General features: G+C 41.7%; 11 protein-coding genes. 7 read left to right on the forward strand and 4 right to left on the reverse strand.

The window, feature by feature from the left end:
- Positions 1-216 precede the first annotated feature (216 nt).
- Positions 217-1,329 carry a heparin lyase I family protein gene (locus tag HYI04_RS12330; RefSeq protein WP_256732998.1) on the forward strand — a complete coding sequence of 371 codons (1,113 nt, stop codon included), beginning with the start codon at positions 217-219 and terminating at the stop codon, positions 1,327-1,329.
- A 116-nt stretch (positions 1,330-1,445) separates the two neighbouring features.
- Here HYI04_RS12330 and HYI04_RS12335 read toward each other — a convergent pair whose 3' ends face one another.
- Together HYI04_RS12335 and HYI04_RS12340 are read right to left on the reverse strand one after the other, a co-directional pair.
- A complete protein-coding gene (locus tag HYI04_RS12335) occupies positions 1,446-2,891 on the reverse strand; it encodes an amino acid permease (RefSeq protein WP_159153139.1) in 1,446 nt (481 codons plus the stop codon).
- 413 nt (positions 2,892-3,304) lie between these two features.
- Positions 3,305-4,807 (reverse strand): PLP-dependent aminotransferase family protein, encoded by a 1,503-nt coding sequence (locus HYI04_RS12340; RefSeq protein ID WP_159153140.1) that lies wholly within the window; start codon positions 4,805-4,807, stop codon positions 3,305-3,307.
- 577 nt (positions 4,808-5,384) lie between these two features.
- On the opposite strand from HYI04_RS12340, the gene gabT reads away from it, so the two are divergent.
- The 4 genes from gabT (at position 5,385) to HYI04_RS12360 (ending at position 9,898) form a co-directional block, all read left to right on the forward strand.
- Positions 5,385-6,647, forward strand: a complete 1,263-nt coding sequence (gene gabT, locus HYI04_RS12345; RefSeq protein ID WP_004981443.1) for a 4-aminobutyrate--2-oxoglutarate transaminase — start codon at positions 5,385-5,387, stop codon at positions 6,645-6,647.
- A gap of 16 nt (positions 6,648-6,663) precedes the next feature.
- Entirely contained in the window at positions 6,664-8,112 is a 1,449-nt protein-coding gene (locus HYI04_RS12350) for an NAD-dependent succinate-semialdehyde dehydrogenase (RefSeq protein ID WP_178896221.1), read from the forward strand.
- Positions 8,113-8,473: 361 nt separating this feature from the next.
- Positions 8,474-9,406 carry an IS5 family transposase gene (locus HYI04_RS12355; RefSeq protein WP_159153142.1) on the forward strand — a complete coding sequence of 311 codons (933 nt, stop codon included), beginning with the start codon at positions 8,474-8,476 and terminating at the stop codon, positions 9,404-9,406.
- A 129-nt stretch (positions 9,407-9,535) separates the two neighbouring features.
- On the forward strand, positions 9,536-9,898 hold the full coding sequence (locus tag HYI04_RS12360; RefSeq protein ID WP_062035360.1) for a hypothetical protein: 363 nt from the start codon (positions 9,536-9,538) through the stop codon (positions 9,896-9,898).
- 25 nt (positions 9,899-9,923) lie between these two features.
- Here the strand turns inward: HYI04_RS12360 and HYI04_RS12365 are convergent, their stop codons facing one another.
- A complete protein-coding gene (locus HYI04_RS12365) occupies positions 9,924-10,157 on the reverse strand; it encodes a transposase family protein (protein WP_255210000.1) in 234 nt (77 codons plus the stop codon).
- A 27-nt stretch (positions 10,158-10,184) separates the two neighbouring features.
- Positions 10,185-10,607, reverse strand: a complete 423-nt coding sequence (locus tag HYI04_RS12370; RefSeq protein ID WP_004981435.1) for an Lrp/AsnC family transcriptional regulator — start codon at positions 10,605-10,607, stop codon at positions 10,185-10,187.
- Positions 10,608-10,810: 203 nt separating this feature from the next.
- On the opposite strand from HYI04_RS12370, the gene HYI04_RS12375 reads away from it, so the two are divergent.
- Positions 10,811-12,085 (forward strand): Glu/Leu/Phe/Val dehydrogenase, encoded by a 1,275-nt coding sequence (locus HYI04_RS12375; protein WP_171253722.1) that lies wholly within the window; start codon positions 10,811-10,813, stop codon positions 12,083-12,085.
- Between the two features lie 78 nt (positions 12,086-12,163).
- Positions 12,164-13,381 (forward strand): aspartate aminotransferase family protein, encoded by a 1,218-nt coding sequence (locus tag HYI04_RS12380; RefSeq protein WP_159153144.1) that lies wholly within the window; start codon positions 12,164-12,166, stop codon positions 13,379-13,381.
- Position 13,382: the final 1 nt, after the last annotated feature.

Here is a 13,382-nt window from a genome sequence, read left to right on the forward strand (position 1 = left end):
TCGATCGGTCACTTTACCTAGGCAAAAAGGTTCCATTTTTGCCCATTGGGCATCAGTAAGTATGTATCTATCCATAGTACTATTATAAATTAATCAGTAGCCTTTGTTAATTCTCAACAAGCCCTAGTTTTAGTTACAGTTTTGGGGATGAGTGCTTGCGGGGGCGGTTAGGATCAGCAGTCAACAACAGCAACGGTAAAAGGTGTTCAAAATGAAATGCCTGTAGCCGTAATTCAGTCAACGCAAGACAGCGCAATGGTCGGGGATAGTATACTTTTAGATGGTTCTGAAAGTACCGATGATGGCACGACCACATTGAGCTATCGTTGGGCGGTTGTTAAAAAGCCAGAAAATAGCTTTCCCAGTCTGGGTGCCAGTACAGATAAAACATTTCATTTTATTCCAGACCGTGCTGGAGATTATGAACTGAGTTTAATGGTGAATGATGGTCAACAAGACAGTCAAACCACTACGGTCAAACTACAAGTCTTTGCAAGAAATACACAACAAGTTGTCAATCCATCAGATGTGATACCAGATCCTAAAGAGGATCATGTATTGGTCGACAATACAGAAGAAAAGGGTAAGGTCATTTTTCGTGATGGCTTTGAGACGGGGACGATTCGTGTCGACAAATACAACAATGATTTGTCGACGTGGAATGCAATGGCTCTCCACTTTGAAAATCGTAGTTCAGCCGCGATAGTTAAAGATCCAGCTGGTACAGGGCAGAATGTTGCCAAATTTGTCGTGCCTGATGATGGTCAATGTTATCGCGCGGAAATACAACGAAAGCAATTTGGTTGGGGGCATTACAACTATTCTTTTTCTCATTATATTCCCTCAACATGGCCAGCCTTTCAGTATGGAACAATATTGGCGCAGTGGCATGGTTTTAACCTAAATGGAAAGGATTTGAATCCTCCAATAGCCTTGGTGCTTTCAGGTCTAAAACCTGAATGGCAGTTACATTTGTATGAGTTGAAGCCAATGAGTTCACCATTGGCGGTTCCAGAAACACTTTTGAAGCGTTATGTCTTAGATGTGCCCGTGGAATATAACCAGTGGAATGATTGGAATTTTGATATCCAATGGTCAGAACTTGATGCAAACAATCAACTGATTTCTGGGAAAGTGGTGGTAAAACACAATGGAAAAGAAGTAGCCAACATTAGTGGGGTTAATAATTACCATCAAAAGTGGTCGCCTTATTTCCAAATGGGCATTTACCGTTCAAGTTGGCGTGAAGGGGCACTGAAGAACCGTGTAATCGTGGGGCAGCCTGTCGAGGCTTACCATAAAAATGTGGTGATTAAAGATCTTAATTAAGATTTCTTTTTTTATCTAAGTAGTCATTTCGTATCATTAAAAAACCGATGGCTCTCACTTGAAAGCCATCGGTTTAACTTGGTATGACCTTAGATCATTACCACATTATTTTAAAATTAAAGGTTATTGCTCAAATCGGCTTGAGTGTTCATCGGCTTATCTTGAGCATGCTTTCCCCAGTTAAACTTCTGTGCACAGATGCCTAATCCAACTATAAACAAGGCAAGTAAACTAGTGTAAGTCACTTCTTTAAAGTAGGTACCTTCCACAAGCATAGTAATGAGCGCCCCAATGATAAAGACGATGGCAAGATAAGTGAGCCAAGGGAATAGCCACATTTTAAAGTCAATCACTTGTCCTTCAGCTTCTAATTTCTTACGCATACGTAATTGTGAGAAGGCAATGGTCAGGTAGACATACAGAGCTGCTGTACCTGTTGCTAACATGAAGATGTCATAGACATTCATACTTTCAGTTGCAGTAAGGTACGTTGCCACCAGAGCAAATAATGACGAGACCAGAACGCCCATCCACGGACTACCATTACGGTTGATTGAACCGAAGCTTTTCGGTGCATCGCCACGTTTTGACAGTGAAAATAACATCCGTGAACAGGTATAAAGTGCCGAGTTAAAACAGCTACATACCGAGGTCAGGACTACAAAGTTAACAATGTGTTTTGCTTCTGGAATGCCAAGTGCTGACAAAGTCACACTATAGGTTCCCCAAGTTGGATCTTTTAACAGTGGATTGTTATGTGGAATTAGGCATACGGTAATAAACATTGAACCGACATAGAACAACATAATTCGCCAAACCACGGAGTTAGACGCTTTACGGATTTCACGGGCTGGATTTTCTGATTCTGCCGCCGCAACCGTAACAATTTCAGCACCGATGTAGGCAAACATAACCCCGAGTAAGGCGGTGATGACTGCTGAGAAACCATTCGGCATGAAGCCGTCCGCAGTTAAATGTGTGATTCCTGATGCACTTGCTTGACCCCATGGCCATAAATGCATGATAGCCAAGCTACCAATTACTAAGAAAATCACAATCGCAATTACTTTGATGAGTGCAAACCAAAATTCAAATTCACCATAGTTTTTGACATTTTGTAAGTTAACCAAAACTAAGGATACAATTACGACCAGCATGTACCCCCAGATTGGGATAAAGGGAAACCAGCTATTGAGAATTTTACCTGCGACATAGGCTTCCCAACCCATCAGCAAAGCCCAAGAACACCAATACAGCCAGCCAATGGTAAAACCAGCCCAACGACCAATGGCACGATCAGCATAGGTTGAAAATGACCCACTGTCTGGATTGAGAACAGCCATTTCACCCAGCATACGCATGATTAACAGAATGAGTAATCCACCAAACGCATAGGCCAAAACTGCAGCAGGGCCTGCCGAATAGATAACATTTCCCGAGCCGATGAACAGTGAACCACCAATGACACCCGCAATCGAGATCATGGTGAGATGACGCGACTTAAGTCCATTTTTTAAGCCTTGAGATGCATCCGGCACAGCGCTTTGTTTAGGTGCTTCCATATAATTTTCCTTAATCTTAAGGAAGTAGTTTCAAAATGGGCAAAGCCTTTTTCGGACTACTTATCCTTTAAAACTGTAACCGAATGATCAGAGGCTTTATCATTATTAAGGCAAAAATGAATAAATCTGATATTCGTGTCAAAGCGTGAAAAATCACACTTTGGCTACAAAACGGTTACATGTTGTTTATGTATGCACCTAATCTCTCTTTTTTGTTCTCAGTAAACGAGAGCCATTTTTTAGCATTTGGAAGGAGCCAATTGCAGCTAAAATATGAAAAGCTGGGGAGCCAATGTTTACTCTCATCTCAATAATTTATAGAATGAAGCAGCAAAACTCAGCTTTGTAACTGCGGCTTTAGTCGTAAGTCGAAGGGTTGTAAAAAAACTTAAGTATCTAATTTATAAAAATAATCAACTCAGCGTACGAACTCCTGCATTTCGTAGACATTTGAGTAACACACCAAAAGCCACCAATATTTCTTGTTCACGGACACAGGCAAAGCCCAATAGTAGTCCTTTCTGCCGTGTTGAATAATGCTTGGTATAGTATTGTGACAGTGCTCGAACTTTTACGCCTTGATCAAGTGCATTGCTGGCAATTAACACATCATCCATGTTGCTCGGCAGCTTTAAAATCAAATGTAAACCAGCAGCGGTATTGTATTCATGCAGGAAATCTGCCCCAAGATGACGTGTAATCAGGTCGATTAAAAAGGCGTGACGCTTGCTATAGAGTAAACGCATACGACGAATATGTGCTTCATAATGGCCCTCACGGATAAACTCTGCCAAGACTTTTTGATCCAGTAAATGCCCGCCCCGATATAGTTCCGATGCCACAATACGCAGTGGTGAAAACAACTTTTTAGGGACCACCAAATAGCCAATGCGCAAAGCAGGGTAGATGGTTTTACTGAAGGTTCCCATATAAATGACAGGTGCATCAGGTTCCAAACCTTGCAAAGAAGGGAAGGGCTGACCCGAGAAGCGGAACTCACTGTCATAGTCATCTTCCACAATCCAACTTTTATGCTGGCGCGCGATGGCAATCAGTTGTTTACGACGTTCTAAACTTAAGTGAGAGCCTAAAGGGTACTGATGTGAAGGCGTCACAAAAATCAGTTTAGGCGGGGTTTTCGGGTCTAGGTCAGGGATAATACCTTCTTGATCGACAGGCAAGGAGCGGAGATTCACGCCATTAATACGTAAAATATTACGTGCCCCCCAATAAGCAGGATCTTCAATCCAAACTTCATCGCCTGGGTCACTTAAGGTCCGTGAAACCAAATCGATCGCCTGATGTGTCCCTTCAGTAATAATGATTTGGTCTGCATCGCATTGTACCGAACGCGCAATTTTGAGGTATTCCGCTAGTTCTTGGCGCAGCTCTAAACAACCGCCCGCATTGCTATAAATGAGACTATTAATTTCAGGTTCACGGCTGAGGCGGGTTTGAATACGGCTAAAAATATGGTGCGGAAACTCTGTGACATCGGGTGCACCGGGCACAAACGCGCCCCATTGGTAAGGTGATGCAGCCGAATAGCCGATGAGATAGGAACCTCGTTGCGACAAATTATAATTTTGCTGGGTCTTTTTTTCTTGAGTTTGGCTATTGGTATTTTCAGCTTTGACCAAAAAGGATTCAGGCAGTTTTTCAGCGACCCACGTGCCTTGGCCTGTACGTGCTTGAACATAGCCTTGCGCTTGTAATTGTTCGTACGCACTGAGTACGGTATTGCGTGAGACTTTAATTTCTTTGGCTAAGTCACGCGATGCAGGTAGGCGAGTTTTGGGTGCGAGCACACTGTCAATAATGGCGTTGCGTAAGCAGCGAAACAACCGCAATTGTAGGGTTCCGTCAATATCTTGCTGTAATCGTTGCAGTAAATAATCTCCAAGCAAGCTACGCAATTGGCTCTCTCCTACAATATTAAAATGGCTTTTCGTGAGCGATTACCATAAATGCAAAATTATCTCGTCAGGCAGCCGTTGTAAAGCATTTCGCTTGTAGACGTTGGGAGCAAATGCCCGCGACTAAGGGGCTGGAAATATACACAAGTCGCATCCAAAGCAAAAGTTTTTTTAGATGATTTACATAATCGAATACAACGGCTTGAAAATACAATTAGAAAAGCCTAAAGAAGGACATAAATGGTTTCTAGGTTAGCCTAGTCATCTGCTGAGTTTTGGGTTTCTTTATCATTTTTGGTGATTCGATTGAATACCGTAATGGCTCTCTTAAATAAGTATGTCTTTTTTAATTGATATTTTTTAAGTTTTTTATTTTTATAAAATAAATATTTCAGGTGGAAAATAACTATAAAGGGATAGGGTAAATTGGCTCCATCTGTCTGATGAAAAGTGGCTCTCGTCTAGTGCCAATAAAAGCGCAAAATGCAATAAACCCCACGTCCTTTGTATATCAGCAAAAAGCATGATCGGGACGCTGAAATTTTATAAATGTATGAATCAAGAATGAGGATACAAAATGGACAGTAAACACTCTGCACTGAACGCACGTAAACTAAAAGCGACTCCTCGTGGCGTTGGTGTCATGTGTCAATGGTATGCGGAGAAAGCAGAAAATTCCACCATTTGGGATGCTGAAGGGAATCAATATACTGACTTCGCGGGTGGTATTGCGGTACTGAACACAGGTCACCGTCATCCTAAAATTATTGCTGCTGTTACTGAACAATTGACTAAATTCACCCATACAGCGTACCAAGTTGTACCGTACGAAATTTATGTTTCTTTGGCTGAACGTATTAATGCACGTGCGCCAATTGCGGGTGAAGCGAAAACAACATTTTTCTCTACTGGTGCTGAAGCTGTAGAAAATGCAGTGAAAATTGCACGTTCTTACACAGGTCGTCACGGTATTGTGACTTTTGGTAATGGTTTCCACGGTCGTTCATTTATGACCATGGCAATGACGGGTAAAACTGCACCGTACAAACGTGACTTTGGTGTGATGCCTTCAGGTGTTTTCCATGCGCGCTATCCAGTAGAGTCAAAAGGCATTACTGTCGATGCTGCGATTGAAAGCATTGAAGATATTTTTGCAGAAGATATTGCGGCACATGATGTTGCCGCTATTGTGCTTGAACCTGTTCAAGGTGAAGGCGGTTTCAACGTGGTTCCTGCTGAATTCTTAAAACGTTTACGTGCGCTATGTGATCAACACGGTATTTTGATTATTGCAGATGAAGTACAGACAGGTTTTGCACGTACTGGTAAGTTATTTGCCATGGATCACTATGAGACCAAAGCGGATTTAATCACGATGGCGAAAAGTCTTGGTGGTGGTTTCCCAATCTCTGGTGTAGTTGGTCGTGCTGAAGTGATGGATGCTCCAAACCCAGGTGGTCTAGGTGGGACTTATGCAGGTAACCCAGTGGCTGTGGCTTCTGCACATGCCGTACTAGACGTGATTGAAGAAGAAGGTCTTTGCGAACGTGCAAATGTATTGGGCGCAGAGTTGGTTGAAGTTCTGAATGAACTCAAACAGTCTTCGTCTACAGTCCAAGAAATTCGTGCGTTGGGTTCAATGGTCGCGATTGAGTTGGAAACGGCGGATCAAGCGAAAGCAATTCAAAACTATGCAATGCAAAATGGCTTGCTTATTTTGACCTGTGGTCGTTATGGTAATGTGATCCGTTTCTTATATCCTTTAACGATTCCTGCAGAACAATTCCGTGCTGGCTTAAACATTTTAAAACAAGGTTTTGCACTTTCTGCTGCAGCATAATTGAAGAGTAATGACTATGCTTCAAGCGCAATATAAAGATTTATTACAGCATCCAGATATTTGTTTTGATGTGCCTGAAAATGGCGGTTACATCGAAGTCAAAGATGCGGCAACACATGACACCTTGGCATGGGTGAAATCCCATGACCGAGCGTCAGTTGAGCAAGTGATTGCTCGTTCTCAAAAGGCACAAACTGCGTGGAAAGCGCAAACAGCTCTACAACGTGCTGATGTGCTTTGGGCTTGGTTTGATTTGATGCAGGAAAATAAAGAGTCATTGGCTCAGATTTTGACTGCAGAACAAGGCAAGCCGTTAGCTGAAGCACGTGGTGAAATTGGCTATGCGGCTTCATTTATTCGTTGGTTTGCAGAACAAGCGCGCCGTATCGATGGTGAAGTTTTAACACCAACACTGCCGAACCAACGTTTGTTGGTGATCAAACAGGCGATTGGTGTTACGGCCGCAATTACGCCGTGGAACTTCCCCGCAGCAATGATCACACGTAAGGTCGCACCTGCAATTGCAGCAGGGTGCTCGATGATTGTGAAACCTGCTGAGCAAACGCCTTTAACGGCTTATGCTTTAGAAGTGTTAGCAATACGAGCGGGTTTGCCACAAGACGTATTATTACACATCAGTGGTGATTCAAGCGAAGTGGGTAAAACACTGTGTGAAAGCGACACGGTGAAAAAGTTGAGCTTCACAGGTTCAACTCAAGTTGGTCGTATCTTGATGCAACAATGTGCGCCAACCATCAAAAAACTGTCTTTAGAATTAGGCGGTAATGCACCTGTTTTGGTGTTTGATGATGCCAATCTTGAGCAAGCTGTACAAGGCATTATGGCCAGCAAGTTCCGCAATAGCGGACAGACCTGTGTATGTGCCAACCGTATTTATGTACAAGACGGTATTTACGATGCCTTGGTTGAAAAACTGGCAGTTGCTGTCGCGAACTTAAAAGTGGGTGATGGCCGAGTTGAGACTTCAACCCAAGGGCCGCTGATCGATGAAGCTGCGATTGAAAAAGTACAGTCGCATATTGCCGATGCCATTAGCAAAGGTGCGCAGGTTAAAACCGGGGGTCAACGCTCAAGCCTAGGTGGAACTTTCTTTGAACCGACACTTTTAACCGAAGTGACACAAGAGATGAAAGTGGCAAAAGAAGAAACCTTTGGTCCATTAGCACCCTTATTCCGTTTTAAAACGGAAGAAGAAGCAGTACAAATGGCCAATGACACTGAGTTTGGTTTGGCAACTTACCTATTTACGCAAAATACCGCACGTCAGTGGCGTGTTGGTGAAGCGCTTGAGTACGGTATGGTCGGCATCAACACGGGTGCGATTTCAAATGAAGTGGCTCCCTTTGGTGGTGTGAAGCAGTCTGGCTTAGGTCGTGAAGGCTCTAAATTTGGTATCGACGAATATCTTGAAATGAAATATTTGTGCGTGGACTTATCTGTTTAAGTCAGTCCAGAAACCATCAGTTTAAAAATCAGCCTTGCCCATTCATGGCTGATTTTTTATGGGTGTATTATTGGAGGAGGGGGATTCATTTTAGACTATTGTGTGATTCAAAAATTGGTTTGATCATGAGGATTGTAAATATAATGTATAATTAACCTGATAAAATTAAATTTCTGTTTTTAAATTATTGTTAAAGCATAACAAATATAGGAATAAAATATTAAAATAAATATAGGAAATGTAAAAAATATAAATAATTTTATTTTCATTCTTATATTTTTCAATAAAATACTCTTCAGTGAAGATGGGCTTTGTTGCACAAAGCTGTTCGTAAGGTCTAATTCAGCAATATAATTTCCGAATGAAGAAGCCTGCACCTAATATCTACCGTACAATCAACTGGTCCAAATACAATCAAGCCTTAATTAATCGAGGAAACATTTCGATTTGGTTTGATCCCAAGACTCAATGGTACGCTCAACCCAAAGGTAAACATGGTCGAAATCAAACTTATTCAGATACAGCCATCCAATGCTGTTTAATGATTAAATTCTTATTTCGACTCTCTTTACGTATGGTCACTGGCTTTGTGGAAAGCCTCATTAAGCTTTGTGGTTTAGATTGGACAGCGCCAGATTATTCCACCATTTGCAGAAGACAAAAGCATATTGATCTTGTAATTGGCTATCAAAAAAGTAGTGATGGACTACATCTACTTGTCGACTCTACTGGTTTAAAGTTTTTAGGTGAAGGTGAATGGAAACGCAAGAAACATCAGCCTGAATATCGTCGCCAATGGCGAAAACTTCATATTGGTATAGATGCTGAAACCCTACAAATACGATCAGTTCAACTCACGACCAACAATGTGAGTGATTCGCAAGTCCTTGGTGATTTACTAAATCAAATCCCATTGGATGAACAGATTGATTCAGTCTATACAGATGGGGCTTATGACACAAAACAATGCCGTCAGGTCATTGCAGATCGGCAAGCGCATGCAGTGATTCCACCTAGGAAAAATGCGAGACCTTGGAAAGATACAAAAGTTCATTCGCGAGAGCGAAATGAATTACTTCGAACAGTTAAGCATTTAGGAAGAATAATATGGAAAAAATGGTCAGGTTACCATCGGCGAAGTTTGGTTGAAACTAAGATGCATTGCATCAAGTTATTAGGCGATAAACTCAGTGCTAGGAATTTTGACAGCCAAGTGAATGATATCCATGCATGCGTAGCCGTATTAAATAAATTTACAGAATTAGGCAGATCTCATACCCAAGTTGTAACCTAAATTTTAGCAACTTAGGAAAACTCTGCCTCACCATACTACTGTCAGCATTGTTACGTTAAGCTACAATAGTAATTTAACAAAGATAGGAGTTTAAGTCTTACTCCTATCTTTTATTCTAGAGACAAATATATGACTAGCAATCCTAAACTTGGACCACACGAAGAAATAGAACTTGAGTTAATGAAAGTAAATCAAAAAAAAATTGCATTATTTGATTTTTTTCCAGAAGAATTCAGAGAACCTTGTGGTAATGGTGAGATAAATTTAATTTTTAGTAAGATTAAATCTAGACTGAAAGACTTAGAGATTGATGTATATATTTTTTATATACATAATGAAAAAGATAATGCTTATAGATTATTAGAATTAATTAATAAACAATTAAATATCACAAAAATAAATATAGATTTAGAACGAGAAATCGGGCATCTTTTAGGCTATAAAGAAAAAGATATTGATTTTTATATTGATAAAATTCAAAAAGCAAAATAGGTGAATTATGAACCTCTTTCATAAATCATTTTTTACTCAATTCTAGATTATAGATTCCAGCAATTAAATTGAATCTCAAACCTAGTCTTTTACCTCTATTTCGATAGCGTTCTGCAAGGATTTTGAACGTTTTTAGGCTGCCAAATACATGTTCAATCCCAATTCTTCTTTTGTTGATCTCTTGGTTGTAGAGTTTCAGTTCAGGATCTAATTTACAGTGTCTTTTCGCTTTTAAAGGAAGCAGGTTAGAGAGAAGTATAAATTTTCCAGATTGTCTTTATCGACTTTAAACTTTATAGGTTGACAGTAAAATGCTGGTTTCAGTATTGTAAATTCCTGAAATATTTCGAATTCGTTCTAAAATTCGGTCAAAGTTTTCTAAACTGTCAGACTTCAATTCTACCAACAGATCCCACTTACCATTGGTGCTATGCAAGGTATGCACGGCAGGGTCGATTCGGAGCTCTTTGACCACCGCACTGGTCTTGGTGCCTTCGACCATAATATTCATCCAAGCACGGATACTATTTTTCTCAGTCCCCGGTTTAATCCGCACTGTATAGCCTGTAATGACGCCACTGGTTTCCAAATATTCAATACGCTTTTGTACCGTATTTCGAGAGATACGAAGCTTGTTGGCAATCTCGGTAATCGAGATACGCGCATTGTCTTGCAGTAAGCCGAGGATTTGACTGTCCGTATCATTCATTTTGATTTTTCCTGTTATCAATTTGATGAAATTTATTTCATTTTAATCAAAATTACAACTTTTTTTGCGCAGTTTGATTTTTCATACTATGCATATTGAGCAGTATTCACATGAACGTTACATCGAGCTGAGGCGATGTGTTCTACGGGTAATGTCTCATATCTATTTAATGGATTTGATTCACCAAATTTTCAAAGGGAAACATCATGTCTTTGTCATATGAAATGGACAATAGTGGCGCTTGGCAGACCTATCTTGCACAGATTAACCGTGTTGCGCCATATCTGGAAGACGACTTAATTCCATTCATCGATACTTTAAAGCGTCCTAAGCGCGCTTTGATTGTTGATGTACCAATCGTGATGGACGATGGTTCGATCCAGCACTTCGAAGGTTATCGTGTACAGCACAATTTGTCGCGTGGACCGGGTAAAGGTGGTATTCGTTATCATCCAGACGTAGAACTCAATGAAGTCATGGCACTCTCAGCGTGGATGACGATTAAAACTGCGGTATTAAATTTACCGTATGGCGGCGCTAAAGGTGGTGTTCGTGTAGACCCTCGCAAATTGTCTCCACGTGAACTTGAACGCTTAACTCGCCGTTTTACTAGCGAAATTAGCCTAGTGATTGGCCCACAAGTCGATATTCCAGCGCCAGATGTAGGCACCAATGCAGACATTATGGGTTGGATGATGGATACCTATTCAAGTATCAAAGGTCATACCGTAACAGGTGTGGTGACCGGTAAGCCTGTGCACTTGGGTGGCTCTTTAGGCCGTGTGCGTGCAACAGGTCGTGGCGTATTTGTTACTGGTTTAGAAGTTGCTAAGAAAATCAATCTCGCGCTTGAAGGCAGCCGTGTAGCAATCCAAGGTTTCGGTAACGTGGGTAGCGAAGCGGGTTACTTATTCCATAAAGCCAATGCGAAAGTGGTGTGTGTACAAGACCATACAGGCACGATCTTTAATGCTGAAGGCATGGACGTTAAGCAGTTACAAGACTATGTTGCGATTCATAAAGGTGTAGCAGGCTTCCCTGATGCCACTTTAATTGAAGACGAAGCGTTCTGGTCAGTTGAAATGGATATTTTAATTCCAGCGGCTTTAGAAGGTCAGATTACGCCTGAACGTGCGCAAAAATTGACTGCAAAATTAGTCTTGGAAGGTGCGAATGGTCCAACGTATCCAGACGCAGAAGACATTCTGTTAGAACGTAAAATTACGATTGTACCTGACGTACTGTGTAACGCAGGCGGTGTAACCGTGAGTTACTTCGAATGGGTTCAAGACATGGCGAGCTACTTCTGGACAGAAGAAGAAATTAACCAACGTTTAGACAAACTCATGATGTCAGCGGTTGAAGACGTTTGGTTCACTGCAAGCGAAAAGCAGTGCAGCCTACGTACAGCAGCATACATCTTGGCGTGTAAACGTATCTTAAAAGCACGTAAAGAACGAGGAATTTTCCCAGGTTAAGGGGGGAGTTCCGTGCCCTTCGGGGCACACCACATTATTAGAAAGAACAACATCAGATTTATTAAGGACGAACAAACCATGAACCAGAATAGTCAACCAAATCGCCAAGATTTTAATCAGTACATGGTGCCAGTTTTTGCACCCGCTCAGTTTATTCCTGTGCGTGGCGAAGGTTCTCGTTTATGGGATCAGCAAGGTAAGGAATATATCGATTTTGCAGGCGGTATTGCGGTCAATGCGCTTGGACATGCTCACCCTGTGGCAGTTAAAGCTTTAGTCGAACAAGGTCAAAAGCTTTGGCACATTGGCAATGGTTATACCAATGAACCCGTACTTGCACTTGCAAAACAATTAGTTGATAACACCTTTGCAGATAAAGTGTTCTTCTGTAACTCTGGTGCAGAAGCCAATGAAGCGGCTTTGAAACTTGCGCGCAAAGTGGGCCTACTTTCAGGCTCTGCACGCAAAAATAAAATTATTGCATTTAAAAATGCTTTCCACGGTCGTACTTTATTTACGGTTACGGCAGGTGGTCAACCGAAATATTCACAAGATTTTGCACCGCTTCCAGAAGGTATTCGCCACTTACCATTCAATGATTTAGACGCAGTACGTGAAGCGATTGATGCAGACACGTGTGCGGTGATTGTTGAGCCGATTCAAGGTGAGGGTGGTGTCATTACGGCAAGCCCTGAATTTTTAAAAGGCTTACGTGAGCTGTGTGACCAACATGGTGCGGTACTGATTTTTGATGAAGTGCAAACAGGTGTTGGTCGTACAGGTGCTTTATATGCGTATATGAACACTGATGTAACCCCAGACATTTTAACCACAGCCAAAGCTCTCGGCGGCGGTTTCCCAATTGGTGCCATGATCACAACAGATAAGTTTGCCAACATGTTTGTGGTGGGTGACCATGGTACGACTTATGGTGGTAACCCATTGGCGTCTGCTGTCGCCAATGCCGTATTTGGTTTGATCAATACCCCAGAAGTGTTGAATGGTGTACGTACACGTGCGCAAATTTTTGCCGATGGTTTAAACCAGTTAAATGCACGCTATGGCCTATTTGAAGAAATTCGCGGTCAAGGTTTATTAATTGGCTGTGTACTAAAAACTGAATATGCAGGCAAAGCCAAAGACATCGTGACTTTAGCGGGCGAAGAAGGCTTATTGGCGCTGGTTGCAGGTCCAAATGTCGTTCGTTTCACGCCATCGTTAATTATTCCAGAAGCAGATATCGAAGCAGGTTTACAACGCTTTGAGCGTGCGCTCGCGCGCTTTGTTGGCGCGTGAT

This window comes from Acinetobacter sp. SwsAc2, assembly GCF_013391465.1.
GTDB classification, from domain to species: Bacteria; Pseudomonadota; Gammaproteobacteria; order Pseudomonadales; family Moraxellaceae; genus Acinetobacter; species Acinetobacter johnsonii.